Origin of the sequence: Streptomyces spongiae (assembly GCF_009377185.1) — a bacterium.
Lineage (GTDB): Bacteria > Actinomycetota > Actinomycetes > Streptomycetales > Streptomycetaceae > Streptomyces > Streptomyces spongiae.
In genome coordinates, this window is sequence record NZ_VJZC01000166.1 from 1 (window position 1) to 17,913 (window position 17,913).

The 17,913-nt window shown below is 69.3% G+C and carries 17 protein-coding genes and 1 pseudogene; 10 read left to right on the forward strand and 8 right to left on the reverse strand.

The annotated features are described in order from the left end of the window. From FNH08_RS22380 to FNH08_RS22390, 3 genes and pseudogenes are all read left to right on the forward strand, one after another. Positions 1 to 635: VWA domain-containing protein (locus FNH08_RS22380; protein ID WP_152773278.1), on the forward strand; the 635-nt coding region annotated here is incomplete at its 5' end. Between the two features lie 147 nt (positions 636 to 782). Beyond that, complete coding sequence (gene metG, locus FNH08_RS22385; RefSeq protein ID WP_152773279.1) at positions 783 to 2,504, forward strand: methionine--tRNA ligase; 1,722 nt, start codon at positions 783 to 785, stop codon at positions 2,502 to 2,504. 57 nt (positions 2,505 to 2,561) lie between these two features. Continuing rightward, a pseudogene (locus FNH08_RS22390) lies at positions 2,562 to 2,885 on the forward strand (PH domain-containing protein); the annotation flags it as partial. A gap of 27 nt (positions 2,886 to 2,912) precedes the next feature. Here the strand turns inward: FNH08_RS22390 and FNH08_RS22395 are convergent. Continuing rightward, positions 2,913 to 3,275: a DoxX family protein gene (locus FNH08_RS22395; RefSeq protein WP_152773280.1), complete on the reverse strand. Its 363-nt coding sequence runs from the start codon at positions 3,273 to 3,275 to the stop codon at positions 2,913 to 2,915. Positions 3,276 to 3,425: 150 nt separating this feature from the next. Beyond that, the gene (locus FNH08_RS22400; protein ID WP_152773281.1) at positions 3,426 to 4,289 is read right to left on the reverse strand and encodes a helix-turn-helix transcriptional regulator; all 864 of its coding nucleotides are present in this window, start codon (positions 4,287 to 4,289) and stop codon (positions 3,426 to 3,428) included. Between the two features lie 121 nt (positions 4,290 to 4,410). Between FNH08_RS22400 and FNH08_RS22405 the strand changes: the two genes are divergently transcribed. Continuing rightward, the gene (locus FNH08_RS22405; RefSeq protein WP_152773282.1) at positions 4,411 to 4,626 is read left to right on the forward strand and encodes a tautomerase family protein; all 216 of its coding nucleotides are present in this window, start codon (positions 4,411 to 4,413) and stop codon (positions 4,624 to 4,626) included. A gap of 111 nt (positions 4,627 to 4,737) precedes the next feature. Here FNH08_RS22405 and FNH08_RS22410 read toward each other — a convergent pair whose 3' ends face one another. The 3 genes from FNH08_RS22410 to FNH08_RS22420 all read right to left on the reverse strand — a co-directional run bounded on the left by FNH08_RS22410 (position 4,738) and on the right by FNH08_RS22420 (position 8,380). Continuing rightward, the gene (locus FNH08_RS22410; RefSeq protein WP_322725115.1) at positions 4,738 to 6,081 is read right to left on the reverse strand and encodes a pectate lyase family protein; all 1,344 of its coding nucleotides are present in this window, start codon (positions 6,079 to 6,081) and stop codon (positions 4,738 to 4,740) included. A gap of 125 nt (positions 6,082 to 6,206) precedes the next feature. Beyond that, the gene (locus FNH08_RS22415) at positions 6,207 to 7,853 is read right to left on the reverse strand and encodes an FAD-dependent monooxygenase (protein ID WP_152773283.1); all 1,647 of its coding nucleotides are present in this window, start codon (positions 7,851 to 7,853) and stop codon (positions 6,207 to 6,209) included. 47 nt (positions 7,854 to 7,900) lie between these two features. Beyond that, a complete protein-coding gene (locus tag FNH08_RS22420; protein ID WP_152773284.1) occupies positions 7,901 to 8,380 on the reverse strand; it encodes an Lrp/AsnC family transcriptional regulator in 480 nt (159 codons plus the stop codon). Between the two features lie 107 nt (positions 8,381 to 8,487). Between FNH08_RS22420 and FNH08_RS22425 the strand changes: the two genes are divergently transcribed. The 3 genes from FNH08_RS22425 to FNH08_RS22435 all read left to right on the forward strand — a co-directional run bounded on the left by FNH08_RS22425 (position 8,488) and on the right by FNH08_RS22435 (position 10,315). Beyond that, positions 8,488 to 9,297: a class I SAM-dependent methyltransferase gene (locus FNH08_RS22425; RefSeq protein ID WP_152773285.1), complete on the forward strand. Its 810-nt coding sequence runs from the start codon at positions 8,488 to 8,490 to the stop codon at positions 9,295 to 9,297. A 143-nt stretch (positions 9,298 to 9,440) separates the two neighbouring features. Then, a complete protein-coding gene (locus tag FNH08_RS22430; protein ID WP_152773294.1) occupies positions 9,441 to 10,106 on the forward strand; it encodes a nucleotidyl transferase AbiEii/AbiGii toxin family protein in 666 nt (221 codons plus the stop codon). A gap of 20 nt (positions 10,107 to 10,126) precedes the next feature. Then, entirely contained in the window at positions 10,127 to 10,315 is a 189-nt protein-coding gene (locus FNH08_RS22435; RefSeq protein ID WP_322725118.1) for a hypothetical protein, read from the forward strand. 29 nt (positions 10,316 to 10,344) lie between these two features. Here the strand turns inward: FNH08_RS22435 and FNH08_RS22440 are convergent, their stop codons facing one another. The 3 genes from FNH08_RS22440 to FNH08_RS22450 all read right to left on the reverse strand — a co-directional run bounded on the left by FNH08_RS22440 (position 10,345) and on the right by FNH08_RS22450 (position 16,077). Next, positions 10,345 to 13,965 carry an NACHT domain-containing protein gene (locus FNH08_RS22440; protein WP_152773287.1) on the reverse strand — a complete coding sequence of 1,207 codons (3,621 nt, stop codon included), beginning with the start codon at positions 13,963 to 13,965 and terminating at the stop codon, positions 10,345 to 10,347. Between the two features lie 139 nt (positions 13,966 to 14,104). Continuing rightward, positions 14,105 to 14,989 (reverse strand): LLM class flavin-dependent oxidoreductase, encoded by an 885-nt coding sequence (locus tag FNH08_RS22445; RefSeq protein WP_152773288.1) that lies wholly within the window; start codon positions 14,987 to 14,989, stop codon positions 14,105 to 14,107. 68 nt (positions 14,990 to 15,057) lie between these two features. Next, positions 15,058 to 16,077, reverse strand: a complete 1,020-nt coding sequence (locus FNH08_RS22450; RefSeq protein WP_152773289.1) for an aldo/keto reductase — start codon at positions 16,075 to 16,077, stop codon at positions 15,058 to 15,060. A gap of 115 nt (positions 16,078 to 16,192) precedes the next feature. Here FNH08_RS22450 and FNH08_RS22455 point away from each other — a divergent pair, with 115 nt between their 5' ends. The 3 genes from FNH08_RS22455 to FNH08_RS22465 form a co-directional block, all read left to right on the forward strand. Continuing rightward, on the forward strand, positions 16,193 to 16,786 hold the full coding sequence (locus tag FNH08_RS22455; protein ID WP_322725119.1) for a TetR/AcrR family transcriptional regulator: 594 nt from the start codon (positions 16,193 to 16,195) through the stop codon (positions 16,784 to 16,786). A 55-nt stretch (positions 16,787 to 16,841) separates the two neighbouring features. Then, the gene (locus FNH08_RS22460; protein WP_152773291.1) at positions 16,842 to 17,315 is read left to right on the forward strand and encodes a GNAT family N-acetyltransferase; all 474 of its coding nucleotides are present in this window, start codon (positions 16,842 to 16,844) and stop codon (positions 17,313 to 17,315) included. Between the two features lie 31 nt (positions 17,316 to 17,346). After that, positions 17,347 to 17,913: nucleoside/nucleotide kinase family protein (locus FNH08_RS22465; RefSeq protein ID WP_152773292.1), on the forward strand; the 567-nt coding region annotated here is incomplete at its 3' end.

Here is a 17,913-nt window from a genome sequence, read left to right on the forward strand (position 1 = left end):
CAGCCACACCCCCCGCCCTCACCTCCGCCTACAAGGCCGCCGCAGCCGCCCTCAAGAAGCACAACCTCACCAACACCCGCGCCAAGGTCTACCTCGTCCTCGACCGCTCCGCCTCCATGCGCCCGTACTACAAGGACGGCTCCGCCCAGGCCCTCGGCGAGCAGGCCCTCGCCCTCGCCGCGAACCTCGACCCCGAGGCAAAGGTCCACGTCACGTTCTTCTCCACGGAACTCGACGGCACCGGCGAGCTCACCCTCGACGAGCACGAGAACAAGATCGACGAACTCCACGCGGGCCTCGGCCGCATGGGCCGCACCAGCTACCACGTGGCCGTAGAGGAGATCGTCAAGCACTACGAGACGTCCGGCACCAAGGACCCCGCCCTCGTGATCTTCCAGACGGACGGCGCCCCGGACGCGAAGACCCCAGCCACCCAGTCCCTCACGGACGCGGCGAAGAACCACCCCGCCGTCTTCTTCTCCTTCGTCGCCTTCGGTGACCCGGAGAACAAGGCCTTCGACTACCTCCGCAAGCTCAAAACGGACAACACGGCCCACTTCCTGGCCGGCGAAACCCCGCTCGAACTGACCGACCAGGAGCTCTACGAGGGCGTACTGGCGAACTGGCGCCCGTAAGCACCCCATGAGCACCCCGTAAGCACCCCGGAGTCGGCCGCCCCTTCCCACCCACAAAACGGGAAGCGGGCGGCCCACCCATGTCGGCTACGATTTCAAGGTTCGCAAGGAACGAGAACCACGAACCCGACCTGGGAGCATCCCCCGATGGCTCGACACCTCATCACCAGCGCCCTTCCGTACATCAACGGGATCAAGCACCTGGGCAACATGGTGGGGTCCATGCTCCCGGCGGACGTGTACTCCCGGTACCTCCGCCAGCGCGGCCACGACGTCCTCTACATCTGCGCCACGGACGAGCACGGCACGCCCGCCGAGCTGGCCGCCAAGGAGCAGGGCATCCCGGTGGACGAGTTCTGCGCCCAGGCGCACGAACAGCAGAAGGCGATCTACGACGGCTTCAACCTGGCCTTCGACTACTTCGGCCGCAGCTCGTCCCCGCAGAACCACGAGATCACCCAGGAGATCGCCCGCGAGCTGAAGTCCAACGGCTTCATCGAGGAGCGCGCGATCCGCCAGGTGTACTCGATCACGGACGGCCGCTTCCTCCCGGACCGCTACATCATCGGCACCTGCCCCCACTGCGGCTACGACAAGGCCCGCGGCGACCAGTGCGAGAACTGCACGCGCGTCCTGGACCCGACCGACCTGATCGACGCCCGCTCGGCGATCAGCGGCAGCAGCGACCTGGAGGTCCGCGAGACCAAGCACCTGTTCCTCCTCCAGTCGGCACTGGCCGGCGAGGTCGAGGGATGGGTCGACGAGCGCGCCGACAACTGGCCGATCCTCGCCTCCTCCATCGCCCGCAAGTGGCTCACGGAAGGGCTCCACGACCGCGCGATCACCCGTGACCTGGACTGGGGCGTCCCGGTCCCGGCGGACACCTGGCCGGACCTGGCCGCCGAGGGCAAGGTCTTCTACGTCTGGTTCGACGCCCCGATCGAGTACATCGGCTCGACGAAGGAATGGGCGGACCAGGACCCGACCGGAAACCGCGACTGGCGTTCGTGGTGGTGGGAGTCGGACACGGACGTCCACTACACGCAGTTCATGGGCAAGGACAACGTCCCGTTCCACAGCGTGATGTTCCCGGCGACCCTGCTGGGCACCCGCGCCCCGTGGAAGAAGGTCGACGTCATCAAGGCCTTCAACTGGCTGAACTACTACGGCGGCAAGTTCTCCACGTCGCAGAAGCGAGGCGTCTTCACCCACGACGCCCTGGAAATCCTCCCCGCCGACTACTGGCGCTACTTCATGATGGCCAATGCGCCCGAGTCGGACGACTCGTCCTTCACCTGGGAGCACTTCACAGCCACGGTGAACAAGGACCTGGCGGACACCCTCGGCAACTTCGTCAACCGCGTCCTGTCCTTCTCCCGCAAGCGCTTCGGCGACGACGTCCCGGCGGGCGGCGAGCCCGGCGAGGCGGAGGCGAAGCTCGGCGAGGAGATCGCGCGCCTGCTCACCGAGTACGAGACCCAGATGGAGGCCATCCAGTTCCGCAAGGCCGCGGCCGCGCTGCGCGCCCTGTGGTCGGCGGGCAACTCCTACCTGGAGGAGAAGGCCCCCTGGCTGGAGATCAAGACCAACCCCGAGGGCGCGGCCCTCACCCTCCGCACGGCGATGAACCTCATCCACCTCTACGCGGTGGTCTCCGAGCCCTTCATCCCGACGTCCGCGGCGGCGATGCGCGGCGCGTTCACCCTGAAGGACGACACGGCGACGTGGGTGACGGCGGACGAAGCGAAGTCCCTCACCTCCGTCCCCTCCGGCACCCCCTTCACGGTCCCGCCCGTCCTCTTCGCCAAGATCACGGACGAGGACCTGGAGACGTACAGGGAGCGCTTCGGCGGCGAGGCCGCGGAGTAGTCGGTACGTTCGTACGCAACCCCCCGCACCCCCGCGCGCGTCTCCCCCTACGGAAAGGCCCAGCAGGACTACGAGCGCCTGCTGGGTCACGGGGAGCAGGTCCATGCCGCGTACCTGCTCATCCGCGACACCATCCTGTTCACCGACCGCCGCCTGATCCTGATCGACAAGCAGGGCCTGACCGGCAAGAAGGTCGAGTACCACTCGGTCCCCTACCGCAGCATCACGCACTTCGCGGTCGAGACGGCCGGCCACTTCGACCTCGACGCCGAACTCAAGATCTGGATCTCCGGCACCCACGAGCCGATCGAGAAGACCTTCACCAAGGGCGTCGACATCTACGAGGTCCAGGCGATCCTCACGCAGTTCGTGGCGAGGTAGGCAGCGACAGCATCCGTCGTAGGTCGCTCAGACGGCGTACCCGAGAGCCAGCGCACCGACGACCGGAGCGGCGTAGACCGGCGGGAACGGGATGTGCGAATACCACCGGGCCCGCGCCACGGTCACGGCGGCCCCGAGGAAGTAGAGCACCAGCCCGACCCCCGCCGGCACCCCGACCACCGGCACGAACAGCCCGACCAGCAGTCCCACGGCCCCCACGGCCTTCGCCAGCCCGAGCCAGGTCCACCACGACCGGGGCACCCCGTAGTCATTGAGCGCCAGCACGATCCACTGAGCACGCAGGAGCAGGACGGTCCCGGAGAAGCCGGCCATCAAGGCGGCGAGGACGGTGACGACGACGTAGGCGGTCTGAATGAGAGAGCCCTCCATCTGATGAAGCCGTACGGCGGCGTGCCCGCCAACTCCCTGACGCGGCGCGCCGCGAGAGTGTGACAGCCTCGGGCTCATCACTTCTCGCGGAGCACCGACATCCCGACAAGGGACTCGAAGCCACACGATGGCCGGTTCCCCGCACGGCCTTCACGCGGGCGTCGAGGGTGTCATGTCCTGGGTGCCGATGACGGAGAGCAGGCTCAGCTGGGTCGCGCCCTCGGTGCCCGGTGGGGCGCTGAACCACAGGAGGCGCTGGCGTCCGTCCTCGCTGAAGAGGCTGTGGCAGTCCAGTTCGATGACGCCCAGGGCGGGGTGGACGATGCGTTTGTGGTCGGTTCGCCGCAGGGCGACGTCGTGGGTGTCCCAGAGGGTGGCGAACTCCGGGCTGCGTGCGCGCAGCGCGGTCACCATCCGGCTCACCTCGGAGTCGCTGCCGCGCCGGGCGGCGACTGCCTGGAGGTCGGCGACGAAGACCCGGGAGTGGTGGGGGTGGTCCTCGGGCGGATAGATGGTCCGGGCCTCGGGATCGGTGAACCAGCGGTGGACGAAGCTCGCCCGGGGGCCGCGTGACGCCGGGGGCCGGCCGAGGAGTGCGACGGCCGGCGGGTTCTGGACGAGGGTTTCGTGCAGGTCGGTGATGACCTGGGCAGGGGTGGTGGTGAGCTGGTCCAGCAGGCCGAGCAGGCCGGGCTGGACATGCGCGGTCGGGCCGTGCGCCGCCGGAGGGACGGGCCGGTCCGCGAGGTGGAACAGATGGTCGCGTTCGTCGCCGTTCAACCGCAGTGCGCGGGCCAGCGCGGCCAGGACCTGGGCCGAGGGCTGGGCGCCGCGTCCGCGTTCCAGCTCGGTGTAGTAGTCGGCGGACAACCCGGCCAGGTGGGCGACCTCCTCGCGTCGCAGACCGGGTACCCGGCGCCGCGGGCCGGTGGGCAGGCCGACGTCGGACGGGCGGATCCGGTCGCGCCGGGACTTCAGGAACGCGGCGAGTGCGGAATGGTTCACGTCTCCCATCGTCGCGCGCACCGGCGGACGCGAGCCAGGGGACGGCAACCCCAGGGTGGGGACAGCCCTGGCTGGAGCGGGCCCACCGAACCACTCTGGAGCGACGAGCCACGAACGAAAGAGAACCGCCATGCCCTTCGCGAACTTCAAGGTCCCTGCCGGAAGCCTCGACGAGAAGCAGAAGGAGACGATCGTCACCCGTACCACCGAGTTGTACGTCGAGATCTACGGCGAACGCGCCCGGGCCAACACCATGGTCCTGGTCGAGGAGGTCGTCGACGGCGGTTGGGGCATCGGCGGCAACGTCCTGACCCTGGCCATGCTCCAGCAGCCCACCGAAGACTGAGAGTGGATCAGAGCCTCAGAGCTTCAGAGCCGCAGATCCTCAGAACCGCACAGGGCCCGGGAAGCCGGACGCTTCCCGGGCCCCTCTGTGCTGTCCTGGACGGGCTCCCCGCTAGTCCAGGACCCCGGCGCCGGTCGTGCTCGCCAGCTCCGTCACCAGGTTCTTGGCCGATGTCTGGAGGTCGGCCGTCAGGGCCGGCTTCCAGTTCACGGTCGTCTTCAGCTTCTTCGACGAGTTCGCGGCGTTGTACGCGGCGACCAGGTCGGTCTCCGTGCCGTTGACGAGGTTGCCGCCGCCCGCGACCGAGCCCGTGCCGTCACCGCTCAGGAGCTTGGCGGTCTTCGCGCCGGAGGGGAGCTTCCAGGCGTTGCGCTCGGCGACGACCTGGGCCTTGGCGCGGGAGTCGATGCTGTACTTCACCTCGTAGCCGTTGAGGGCCGTCGCGTCGTAGACGTTGTTGTAGAGGTGGATCTGGCCGATGCGGGCCAGCGGGGCGCGCTGGACGATGCCCTTCCACACGTTGTGGTGAATGGTGACGCGCAGCTTGCCGGTGGAGTCGGTGTCGCTGCTGCCGATCAGCATCGTCTTGTCGTGGTTGGTGAACTGGTTGCGCTCGACGGTCACCAGGTCGGAGCCGTTGGTGATGTCGAGGGCGCCGTCGTGGATCTGGTACTTGCGGCCGTAGTACGTCTTCAGCGACTTGTCGAAGATCGGCGCGTCGGTGAACGTGTTGTGGTCCGCCCAGACGTTGGTCACCCCGCGCAGGGTGACGGAGTCGTAGTTCGAGTTCCACTCGCCGGACGAGCCGTCGGTCGGGTCCCACTGCGGGAAGCAGTCCTCGGTGGCGGCGAAGGTGAGGTTGCGGACGATGACGTTCTTCACGTCCTGGATCTGGAGGCTGCCGCCCGTGATGCCGGCTTTCGTGCCGGGGACGCCCACGATGGTGGTGTTGGAGGGCACCCTGAAGACGATGTTCTTCTTCTGCTTGGCCGAGGCAGCCGCGCGGGCCTTCTCCTGCGTGCCCGCCGGCGCCTTCTTGCCGTAGGTCGCCGGGTCGAACGCCTTCAGGTAGGCGGAGAGCGAGTAGCCCGTGCCGGAGGCGTAGTCGGCGCAGGTCAGCTTCTTGCCCGAGTCGTCCGTGTTGGCGTCGATCGTGCCCTTGACCTTGATGATCCGGGGCGTGGTGTCGGAGGCGGAGCCCAGCGCCTTCACGAGCTGCGCGCGGGTGCTGACCGTGAAGGTGTGCGCGGAGTCGGCCTTGGTGCCGCCGGTCGTGCCGGAGCCCGAGGCCGCCCAGCCGTCCTTGGCGGGCAGCACCTGGTGGTAGAGGTCGGCCGGGGCCGCGTTCGCGTTCATCACGAAGACACCGGCACCGGCGCCCGCGGCGGCGACGGCCGCCGTGACGACGAGGGTGCGGCGCTTGCGGAGGGACCGGCGGTGAGAGGCAGAGGCCACGGATGAGTCCTTACGTAACGTACGCGGTTCGGATGAACACGTGGTTCGTATGGAGCTCCCGTGAAGGGAGCGTCCGACTCATCTGTGGTCGCCGGTTTCTGAAAGGTTGCCAGGGACGGCGGGGATTATGTGGCGGGTGTGAAGCAGGTGAGTGTGGTGAGGGCCTGACGGAGGGTGGAGTCGCTGGGCAGGCCGTTGGGCCAGCGGGCGCCGATGTGGCCGTCAGGGCGGATGAGCACAGCTCCTTGTGGGCGCAGGCCGCAGAGGTCGGCGTGTTCGTGGGGAAGGGGTTCGATGCGGAGTGGCCAGGCCGAAGTAGTCGGGCGTTCCCATTGGGTGGGGTCCGGGGTGAGCAGGGTGAACCATTCGCCGATGGCGTCGAGCGTGGAGCGGTCGCGGGTGAGCCAGAGGTGTGGCATGCGGTGGCCCGGCAGTGCGGTGGGGACGTAGTCCGTGCCGGTGTCGGACGGCTCGTCGGACGGCTCATCGGACGGCTCGGGTGGCGTGCTGTGGTCGGTGAGGACCGCGGCGGAGCGGTAGGTGACGCCGAGGACGAGACCGAGTTGGGCGAAGTACCGGTCCGACCAGGGGCGTTCGACCTCGGTCGGCGCTGCGGAGCCGGTTGAGAGCTGTTCCTGGCGCCTGTTCTGTACGTCGAACATGAGGTGGGTGTTGACCACTGCCTGGCGGAGCGTCCGGTCGGCGACGGGTCGTCGTTCCGTCTCGTAGGTCTCCAGCAGGCCCGGTCCGGCCCACCCGCGGAGAACTCCCGCCAGTTTCCAGCAGAGGTTGTGCACGTCGGCGACGCCGAGGTTCATGCCCATGCCGCCGGCGGGCGGGATCGCGTGCGCGGCATCACCGGCCAGCAGGACCGGGCCCTGACGGAACCGCTCGGCGACGAACGCGTTCACCACCCAGTGCTCGACGCGCAGTACGTCGACTCGTACGTCAGCTCGTACATCGGCTCGTACGTCCGCACCGGAGCCGAGCGCGCGCGAGACCAGGCCGGACCAGTCGGTGCCCGCGACGTCTTCCGGCGTGGGAACGATCCAGGCCCAGCCTCCTTCGGGGTACAGCGGGAGGAAGTATCCGTGCGTGGTGAAGTAGACCCCGGCGGGATGCCGGTCACGCCAGTGGTCGAGGTCGGCGTCGAACACGACGGTGGTGACACGCCCCACCGCCCCGGGGCCCGTGGTGCCGATTCCCAGCCGTTGCCGGATGGTCGAGTTCGCGCCGTCGGCGGCGAGTACGTAACGGGCCCGGACGCGGGTCTCCGCACCGCTGTGGTGGTCGAGGAGCAGGGCCACGACCCCCTCAGCCCCCTCGGCCTCTTCGGCCTCTTCGGCCTCTTCGGCCAGGTCGACGAGTTCGACCCCGAACCGCACGGGCGCGTCCGCCGCGGCGAGCAGGGTGGGTTCCAGCCGGTCCTGTGAGGTGACCACGCCGGTCACGGGGCTCTCGGGCACCGGCGCGTTGATCCCGACCATCGCCGCCGTGGCGAAGTCGCGGTCGTACAGGGTGTCCCGGAAGCGGATACGGCCGTACTCCGGTGCGAACGCCATGGCGGTGATCCCGGCGGTGAGCCCGAGCCGGCGAAAGATCTCCATCGAGCGCACGTTGACCAGCCGGGAGCGTGGAAAGGGGGACAGTTCGCCGTGCTTCTCGACCAGTAACACCCGCACGCCCCAGCGTTCCAGGAGCGCTCTGGCGGTCAGTCCGACCGGCCCGCCACCGACGATCAGCACCTCCACCTCGGCGTTCGCTACCGGCATGCCGAATTCCTCATACAGGACCTCATGCAGGACCTCATACAGGACATTCAACCCGTAGTCGACCATCGGTGCTCGTCGACGGGCGTCATCACGCGCGTACTGGTCTGCTGGTAGATGACGGAGCTGCGGAAACTGACCACCTCGCGGCGGGCGCTGACCTGGTCCATGAGGAAGGCGTGAAGCCGCTCTATGTCCGCCACGGCCACGTGCACGATGAAGTCGTCGTCGCCGGAGACCACGAAGACGGAGACCACCTCGGGCAGTTGGGCCAGATACGCCTCGAAGCCGGAGATCACCTCCCGGCTCAGCGGACGCAGCCGCGCGAAGACCAGCGCCTGGAGCGAGCGGCCCAGCATGCGCGGCTGCACGGCCGCGTGATACCCGGTGATCACACCGCGCGCCCTCAGGGCCCGGACCCGTTCCAGGCAGGTGGAGGGCGCGATGCCGACGAGGCGGGCCAACTCCCGGTTGGTGAGCCGTCCATCGCGCTGGAGATGACCGAGGATCGCCGAATCAATGTCGTCCATGGCCGCCATTCTGGACGGCGTACCGAATTGGGTTCGGCTGTTTCCCCACAGCCCCGCATCTCGCCCTACATTTCTCGCCATCCGCCGGATGGAAGGGAACCCTCCCCATGACGACCGCTGCCGCCGACCACTACGACGGGTTCCTCGCGGAGCACTACACCTGGATGCTGGGCGGCGACGTCGACGCGCTGGCCTCGGCCCAGCGCACGCAGTTGTCGGACTGGGGTGTGGTTCCCGCGGTCCCCGAGCCCCCCGCCGGATCGCTGGCCGTGGACCTGGGCTGCGGCCCCGGGCACACGAGCCTGGCCCTGTCCGGCCTGGGTTACGACCTGGTCCTCGCGGTCGACCTGAGCCAGTCGCTGCTGGACGAGCTGTCGGCGCACGCCGTCGGCGTACCGGCGATCCGCCCCGTACGGTCCGACCTGCGCACCGCTCTGCGGGATCTGGTCCGCCCCGGCTCGGCGGACGCGGTCGTCTGTCTGGGCGACACGCTCACGCACCTCCCGACCAGGGGAGACGTGGCCGCCCTGCTGAACGACATCGCCGACGCGCTCGCACCCGACGGAACGGCCGTCCTCTCCTACCGCGACCTGACCGTCCCGCTCACCGGCACCAACCGCTTCCTGCCGGTCCGCGCCGCCGAGGACCGGATCATGACCTGCTTCCTGGAGTACCCGGACGACTACGACGACTACACGGTCGTCGTGCACGACCTGATCCACACCCGGTCCGCCCCCGACGGCGCCTGGACCCTGCACGCCCGTAGCTACCGCAAACTGCGGCTCGCCCATGCCTGGGTGCTGGAGCAGTGTCGTACGGCGGGGCTGGACGTGGTGCGGGAAGAGCCCGGTTCCGGTCCCGGCTCCGGCTCCGGCTCCGGCATGCGCACGGTCGTCCTCCGACGACCTGCCGCGTGACGCCACCACCTCTTTGCCGGCCCGTCCCCTGATAATCAGGGCATGGCCACTCCCCCCACACGAGCCGCCACACGAGCCACCACGTGAACGGCGACGACGACACGGACACCGACCCACACGACCCGCACGACCCGCACGGCCCGCTGTTGCGCCTGCTGACCGAGGTCCTCACCATCGGCGCTCCGTACGACCTCGCGGTCGCCGGTGACTACGCGGCCCTGGCACACGGTCTGGTCGCCGGGACGGTCCGGGGATCGCTGGAGGTGGCCACGGAGAGTCCCGACCCCATGGCGACGATCGCGGCCACCGTCCAGGCAGGCATGGAGGAGCGCGGCCGACACGCCCGCACCGTACAGACAACCCCACTCGCCACCCGCCTTCACCTCACCGACCCCGCCACGGACGACGACCACACGCTCGACATCCTCAAGGAGACCCTCTGGCGCCCAACGGTCGAGACCGCCCTCGGCCCGACGCTCTCCCTCGAAGACGTCGTCGGTACGAAGGTCCGGGCCCTGACCGACCGCGGCCTCGCCCGCGACCTCGTCGCCGTCCACGCCGCCGCGGACCGCTGGAGCCTGGCCGAACTGGAGGAACTCGGCCGCCGCCACGCCCTCGACGCCTTCGACCTCACCGACCTCCAGTCCCGTCTGGAGGGCATCGAGTGGGTCGCCGACAGGGAATTCAGTGGCTCCGGCCTCGACGAACAGGCCATCATGGCCCTCCGCCAGTGGGCCCAGTCCTGGGCCGACGACATCGCGGAACGCCTCCTGGAAGAGGAGGCACTCAAACCCCCACCCGACGAATGACCATGGCCTTGGGGAGGACCGTGAGCAAACGCCGATACGTGGCCCGGGGCGTCCCCGGTGGCTACCGCATCTGGGACAACCGCCGAAACGGCTGGTGGGGCGACCACTACGAGCTCTGCCCGGACGACCTCCTCACCGAGCTGAACGGCGCGGCGGACCAGAAGAAGATCACGGCACTGATGAAGCGGTACCGGGCGCTCAAGCGCTGAGCGGCCCCAGCGGAGCGCTCAAGCGCTGGCTAGACGCGGGTGCGTTTGGCCATCGCGTCCCAGAAGTGATCCAGTTCCCGGACGCGCATGCCGACCCAGTGAGGGGTCTTTCTGCGCAGGAGTCTCGGGAGACAGCGGCGGATACGTCCGGGCAACAGGGCCTGTTGCTGGCGGCAGAACGGCTCGCGGATCTCTCCCCGGGGTACACAGCCACGGGGCGGGTACGGGCAGAGCTGGAACTCGCAGTCAGGCAGACAAGCGGTACCTGGTGCGGGTGGGACCGAGGTACCGGCCTGCAGGCCGGGTCGCAGCGGCTCACGGTCCGTACGGATACACGGTGGTAGCTGTATGCCTGGCTGCTCCACCCGGGCAAGGCGCTCCTCGACCTCGTCGGGATGCCCGTCGCGTTCGATGAGGTTCAGCATGACCAGCATGTCGGCGACGAGATTCTGCGCTCGCCCGTCAAGGGTGCTCCACCCGACCGAGGGCGGGATCCACAGGTTGTGCTTGCGGTATGCCGCGGAGTTGGCGGTACGGGAGCCGATGTTGTCGGCAACACCCTTCTCATCGATCCAGAGGAAGCGCTCGGGCTGCCCGGTCTCCAGCGCGAGGGCCACCAGGTCCCCCGCCTCGGCCACGAAGGGATGCAGGAGCCGCCGGGTCGAGTTCCCGCTGACACCACCCTGGCCAGGTGGTCCGTTCACCGTGCCCGCCATCGACAGCCAGCGCTTCACGGTTTGCACGGCGGACGCTCCACCGATCACCGTGGCCCGCTCGCGCGACACGTCACCGTCGTGGTCCGGTCCTGGCTCGGTGTCGCCGTCCTGGCCGAAGGATCCCAGCCTGTCCGGCAGCTCCCACAGGCACAGCGCCTGGAGCAAGTTGATCTGCGCGTACCAGCACCGGGACTGCTGCAGCACCGTCTCCGCATGCCGGACCAGGTCGACGCGACCGCCCGGATACGTGTGGGGGTGGCGTTTGCGCCGGTTGGCCGCGAACTTGAAACCCTGGGCCAGCGCGACCTCGATCGCGAGCGGCAGGTCGGGGGTGCCGTCATCGGCCTTCGGGTCGAGGTGGCGCAGCCACGTGGTGAGGCGTTCTCGGGCCTCGTCACGGTGTGCGTCGTCGACGGAGCCGAGGAGCATGGGGAGCATCCAGGCCCGCATCACGAACTCCCGGAGCAGGCCGACCCGTTCGCTTCGGTACCGCTGATTGGTGCACCGCCGGTCGTTCTGGAGTTGCTTGATGTCTTCGGACAGCGCGGCCCGTGAGGACACGCCGGCAGCCCGCACTCGCCTCATTTTCGCGGTCCACGCCTGGTCCTCCTGCCTCCTTTGGGCTTTCAGGCGGGCGACCTTCGCGCTGTACTCCTCTATGGGGTCACTGTTCGGGCCGACCCACTCGCGGATCACGGCGAACGCCGCGTTCCCACCGCCGCCGAACTCCTGAGCGGCGGCCAGGCGTATGGAGTAGTCGGACTCCGAGATGCCGATCTTGAAGAGCTGCACGTACAGCGGGGTGGTGTCCATCTTGTCGGAGGCAGCTCTGAGCGCGGCACCGAGTTGCTTCAGCAGCCTCACTTTCGCGTCCTCGAGGGTGCGCCGGTCCCCCTTGATGCCGGGCCACCGGTCGTGAACCCCGCCGACGATGTCTCCCAGCAGTCTCGGCTTGTCCTCTGCGCTTTCTGCCTCCAGGGCCGCCGCGTAGAGGTCGAGGGTCTTCGGGTCGTCCGTGCGGCGCTCCGCGGCGTCGCAGAGTCGCTGGGCCAGCGTGCGCCCGCTCAGGGGCGCCTGCCGCAATACCTCTTTCGCCGCCTTCCTCATCTCGGACTGGACACTGCCGCCCTCGGCAGCGACCCTTGCCGCCCGCCGGCGGGACAGCGCCACCAGGGCGATCAGCAGCTCGCGGCTTGGACCAGGTGGCCGCAGCGCCTGGTCGATCAGATCACCGGCGCTCCGTTCCCCCAGGTGGTTCAGCATCCGGAAGCCGAAGTAGGCCTGAATGACGCTGTGCGGGAAACGGACCTTCCTCTCGTAGCCCTCCACCAGCTCGAGCTTGTCCGCGTTGCCCGCGAAACGGGCAAGCACGGCATGGCACTGGTCCCTGTTCCCCTCCCGCAGCCGCCTGCGCTCCTCCACGCTGAGCCGGTCGCAGAGCGTGTCCCAGACCCGTTGCCGATGCCACTCGGAGAAGACGTTCTCGCGCTTGCCGTACTGGTCGAAGCCGCGCAGCCTCATCCACCCGCGCTCCGCCTGGGCTCTCGCACGCCGCGCCGGACCGGGGTGGACGTCGTTGCCGAGCAGCTCGGCGAAGTCGACCTCCAGTGTGTCCTGGAGGAGTCCGATGCACCCCAAGGCCGACACCACTTCGAGGGTGTTGAGGCGCTCCTGCGGTGTCAGCGCCACGTTCTCGCGCAGTCGGCCCTCGCACAGGGCGTGGTCCCATGTCTCCAGCAGCCACAACCGAAGGGTGCTGCGGTCCCCGCTGCGTGTGTCCAGGTCCTGTGGGTCGTCGCGCGGACGGTCGCGCTCCAGGGCGCCGTGGCGGTGCAGTTCGCGGGCGACCTGGAGGTAGATGGGCGATTCGGTCACTTCCGCCGTCTCCACGACCCAGTCCACGCGACGCTCGTCCGTCTCCGGTACGCGCGCCTCGACGAAGCACAACGCCTCCTCCTCGCTCAGCGGTTCCAGCTCCACGATCGCAGCGGGAGTGCTCTCCAGGGGACTGTGCGGCCGGGAGGCGATGACCAGGGGCAGCTTCTCCTCGTGGGCGCGCTCGATGGCGCGGCGGATGATGTTGTCCCGGTTCTGCTGGACCCTCTCGTCCAGGAGAGCCTCTTCCAGTCCGTCCGCGAGGACGACCGGCTTGTCGTCGGCGAGGAGTTGCTGCCAGACCCGTTCGTTCTTGCCGCGCGCCAGGACGCCCTGGGGTGACTCCTCGGCGAAGCGCCGCCTGGCCAGGTGCTCGAAGTTCAGGTCGGTCGCGTCGGCCGCGTCCCGCAGTCGGACGGGCACAGGTACCGCGTGCTGCCGGGCCAGCAGTTCGGTGAGCCGCACCAGGACGGCGGTCTTCCCCACTCCGACGCCGCCGACGAGCAGATAGGGCCTGCGGGTGTCACGCTCCCGCAGCCGCTGGGCGATGACCTGGGCGACCTCGTCACGGCCCACGATGTCGGCGCTGTCCGGCCCGGCGGTGAGCACCAGTCCATGGGGATTCCTGCGTGCCTTGGCGAGGTAACGCCGCTTGGTCCAGCCGTACCACCAGAACAGAAAGGCCGTGGCGGCGATCGACGCGGTGAGGACCGGGCCGGCGACACGGAGGAAGGCGTCGAACCCCCCGTTCTTCTGGAGGTCCTCGAAGCCGGTCGACTCGCCCGAGATCAGGATGTACAGGCCCTCCCCGCACCATGCGAGAAGCGCCAGCACGGCAACCGCCCAGACGATCCTGATGAGGTTGGCGTAGGAGATCCATCTGCGCCACTTCTTGGGACGGGTGGTGCCGCGGCGGGCCTCCAGGCGGATCGTCAGACAATGCCAACGGCCGACGAGGGCACTTGTGCCACGCTTCCCCGCCCGTTTGAGATGCAGCGTCGCCATCGGCGCGTTGCGCGGCCGTGCCTTGCCCGGCGGCTGACGGACGACCCTCGTCATCGTGCGTTCTCCTTCCGAGAGAGGATCTCGGGACGGAGGCCCACGGGCGCCGACAGCTACTTCCATGGAAACACTCCCTGGACGTCCCGCAACTTGGTCGCCCACCGGGCCAGTTGCTTCACCGTCAGGCCGGGGGACGTCACCGGCGCGGGTGACCACCGTTGATGAGCTCATCGGCCACCCAGCGTGCGACCTCGGTCGGGTAGGGCGCCGGCAGTCCGAGGACGATGTGGGGGAAGCCGGCGTCGAGTGCTTCGGCGATCGCGTTCCGGGTGGTGCTGGGGCGGTCGGAGGAGACGGACAGGTGGATGGAGCGGGTGATGGCGGCGGGGTCGCGGCCGATCTCGGTGCAGTAGCGGTCCAGCAGGGCGCTGCGGCGGACGACGTCGTCGATGTCGCCGCCCGGGATGTTCCAGAGGTCGGCGTGCTCGGCGACGATACGCAGGGTCGCGGACGAGCGTCCGCCGATGAGGATCGGCGGGTGGGGGCGCTGGACGGGCTTGGGGTTGCCGAAGGCGCCGGTGAGCTGGTGGTGGGTGCCGTGGAAGTCGAACGGTTTGTCCTCGGTCCACAACCGCCGGATCACCGTGCAGGCTTCGGCGAGGCTCCCGACGGCCTGGGCTGTGTCGTGGAAGGGCAGGCCGTGGGCGGCGTACTCACGGTGGGCCGCGGGAGGGTGAGGCCGTGAGCCGACGCCGATGCCGAGGTCGAGCCGTCCGCCGGAGACGATGTCGACGGTCGTGGCGATCTTGGCCAGCATCGCGGGCGGCCGGAACCGGTTGCTGGTCACCATCACGCCGAGCCGCAGTCGTCGGGTCTGGGCGGCGAGTGCCGAGAGCAGCGTCCAGCCTTCGAAGGCCGGCCCGTCCGGGTCGCCTCCGATCGGCATGAGGTGATCGAACAGCCACGCGTGCTCGATCTCGGGGATCGTGTCCGCCTCGCGCCAGACCCGCAGGACGTCGTGGTAGTCGACCTGCATGGGGGCGGTCATGATCCCGAAACGAGGTCGGGGTGTGTGGGGCATGGAGCTGGTGGTCCTTTCGGCAGGGAGGGACTGTCCTTTTCGGCAGGGAGGGACTGTCCCGCGGACGGTCAGCGGCGCCGCAGCGACGGGTCGAGCAGCGCGGGCGGGGTGTCGAACTTCTCGTGCGCCGCGAGGTCGGTGCCGGGGGCGACGATGGCGTCGATGGCGTCGAGTACGTCGGCGGAGAGCACGGTGTCGGCGGCGGCGAGCTGCGCGTGCAGGTGGTCCGGGGTGCGGGGGCCGATGAGCGCGCTGGTCACGGCGGGGTGCGCGGTCACGAATCCGAGCGCGAGCTGGATCATGGTCAGACCGGCCTCGTCGGCGACCTTGGCCAGCTGCTCGACGGCGTCGAGCCGGGCCCGGTTGGCGGGGACGGAGAGGTCGAAGCGCTGCGGCATGAACGCCGAGCGGCTGGTGGTGATGTCCCGGCCCGCACGGACCGCGCCCGACAGCCAGCCCGAGGCCAGCGGGCTCCACACCAGCACGCCGAGCCCGTACTCCTCGGTCACGGGCAGCACATGGGCCTCGACCCCGCGCTGCAGAACGGAGTAGCTGGGCTGCTCGGTGACGTAACGGCCCAGGTGATGCTCGCGGGCCGCCCACTGTGCCTGTACGACGCGGTAGGCGGGGAAGGTCGAGGAACCGAAGTAGCGGATCTTCCCGGCGCGCCGCAGGTCGGTCAGGGCCGACAGCGTCTCCTCGTCGCTGGTGACCGGGTCCCAGCGATGGATCTGGTACAGGTCGACGTGGTCGACGCCGAGGCGCCGCAGGCTGTTGTCCAGCTCGGTGACCAGCCAACGGCGCGAGCTGCCCCGGTGGTTGCGCTCGTCGCCCATGGGCATGCCCGCCTTCGTGGCCAGCACGATGTCGTCGCGGCGGCCGGCGATGGCTTTGCCGACCATATCCTCCGACTCGCCGTCGCTGTACATGTCGGCGGTGTCGATGAGGTTGACCCCGGCCTCCAGGGCGGCGTCGACGAGGGCGGTGGCCTCGTCCTGGGTGGTGCGCCCGATCCTGCCGAAGTTCATCGCGCCGAGCGCGAGGGAGCTGACCTGTACACCGGTACGGCCCAGAGTGCGGTACTGCATGACTGTCTGTCCTCCACCAATAAAACGGAACGCTGTTCCGCTTACGATACGGAACAGCGCTCCGTTTCGGCAAGCTCGGTATCCTCGTAGCCTCGGCAGTGGAAGGAGCGGCGCGGTGAGCGACAGCGGCGAGGGCGCCAGGAGCGCGGCGGCCCGGCCCAAACGGACGGACGCCCGGCGCAACGAGAAGACCCTGCTCGACGCGGCCGCCGCGGTCTTCGTCACCTCGGGCGTGGACGCGCCGGTACGCGACGTCGCGGCCAAGGCCGGCGTCGGGATGGGCACGATCTACCGCCACTTCCCGACGCGGGCGGATCTCATCATCGCCGTCTACCGGCACCAGGTGGAGGCCTGCGCCGAGGCCGGCCCGGCCCTGCTGACGGCCGGCCCGACTCCTTACGCCGCGCTGGGGCAGTGGATCGACCTCTTCGTCGACTTCCTGGTCACCAAGCACGGACTCGCCGCCGTGCTGCAGTCCGACAACGCGGGCTTCGAGACGCTGCACGCCTACTTCCTCGACCGCCTCGTGCCCGTGTGCGCCCAACTGCTCGAAGCCGCGGCCGCCGCCGGCGAGATCCGCTCCGACATCGAGGCCCTGGAGCTCATGCGCGGCGTCGGGAACCTCTGCATCGGCGCGGACAGCGATCCCCGCTACGACGCACGCCGCCTGGTCGCGCTCCTCATCGCGGGACTGCACCGACCGGACTGACCGGACACTGACCGGACTGACCGGCCACTGACCGGGACTGGCTAGTGTGGCGATCATGGCGGACTGGGGGATGCGCCCCGCATCGATGTCGGACGTCACGGCAGTGGCAGAGCTGCGGGCCGTGGTGTTGCGGGCGGATCTGGAACGGCTCGGGCGGTACGACGAGGAGCGCGTGCGGCAGCGACTGCGGGACGGTTTCGAACCCGCCCACACCTGGATCATCGAGGTGAACGGCACATTCGCGGGCTGCGTCGCACTGCGCCGGGCCGAGGACGCGCTCTGGCTGGAGCACTTCTACCTGGCCCCGCACCTTCAGGGCGGCGGTATCGGCACGGGCGTGCTGCGCGAACTACTGGAACGGTGCGACCGCGACGACGTCCCCGTCCGGTTGAACGTACTACGGGGCAGCCCGGCCCGACGTCTGTACGAACGCCACGGATTCACCCTCGAGACCGAGGATCCGGTGGACGTGTTCATGGTGCGCGAGCCGCCCGCCTCCGGCCAGACGGTGTCCGCCTGGAGTTCCTGACGTCGGTACGGTCGTCGGTACGGTCGTCGGTATGAGCGATGTGCGCGTGGTGCTGATCGGGGGAACGTCGAACGTCGGGAAGTCGACCGTGTCCCAGGCAGTGGCGGACCGGCTCGGCTTCGAGTGCCTGTCCACGGACAGTCTGGCGCGGCATCCGGGGCGCCCCTGGCGGAGGCCGGACTGGGAGGTGCCGCCCCACGTCGCCGAGCACTACGGCACCCTCACCGTCGACGAACTGATCGCGTCCGTGCTCGGCCACTACGAACGGCTGTGGCCCCGCGTCGAAGAGCTGATCACGGCCCGCGCGACCGGACGCGGCACGGAGCCGGGCCTGGTCCTGGAGGGGTCGGCGCTGTGGCCCGCGCATGTCGTGGGACTTGGGCTCCCCCGCACGGCAGCCGTGTGGCTCACCGCGGACGACGCTGTCGTACGTGCCCGGGTGCACGCGGCCGGCCGCTACGACACGGCGACCGCTGGGGAACGGCACCTGATGGACAAGTTCCTTGCCCGGACGGGGCGTTATCAGGCGCTCATGCTGGAGGCCGTCGACAGGTGGGGCCTGGCTCGCGTCGACGCGAGCGGGGGCACGGGCGGGGGC

Coding starts and splice junctions, on each gene's coding strand:
- metG (WP_152773279.1), top strand. CDS start 783: ATGGCTCGACACCTCATCACCAGCGCCCTTCCGTACATCAACGGGATC.
- FNH08_RS22395 (WP_152773280.1), bottom strand. CDS start 3,275: ATGGAGGGCTCTCTCATTCAGACCGCCTACGTCGTCGTCACCGTCCTC.
- FNH08_RS22400 (WP_152773281.1), bottom strand. CDS start 4,289: ATGGGAGACGTGAACCATTCCGCACTCGCCGCGTTCCTGAAGTCCCGG.
- FNH08_RS22405 (WP_152773282.1), top strand. CDS start 4,411: ATGCCCTTCGCGAACTTCAAGGTCCCTGCCGGAAGCCTCGACGAGAAG.
- FNH08_RS22415 (WP_152773283.1), bottom strand. CDS start 7,853: ATGCCGGTAGCGAACGCCGAGGTGGAGGTGCTGATCGTCGGTGGCGGG.
- FNH08_RS22420 (WP_152773284.1), bottom strand. CDS start 8,380: ATGGACGACATTGATTCGGCGATCCTCGGTCATCTCCAGCGCGATGGA.
- FNH08_RS22425 (WP_152773285.1), top strand. CDS start 8,488: ATGACGACCGCTGCCGCCGACCACTACGACGGGTTCCTCGCGGAGCAC.
- FNH08_RS22440 (WP_152773287.1), bottom strand. CDS start 13,965: ATGACGAGGGTCGTCCGTCAGCCGCCGGGCAAGGCACGGCCGCGCAAC.
- FNH08_RS22445 (WP_152773288.1), bottom strand. CDS start 14,989: ATGCCCCACACACCCCGACCTCGTTTCGGGATCATGACCGCCCCCATG.
- FNH08_RS22450 (WP_152773289.1), bottom strand. CDS start 16,077: ATGCAGTACCGCACTCTGGGCCGTACCGGTGTACAGGTCAGCTCCCTC.
- FNH08_RS22460 (WP_152773291.1), top strand. CDS start 16,842: ATGGCGGACTGGGGGATGCGCCCCGCATCGATGTCGGACGTCACGGCA.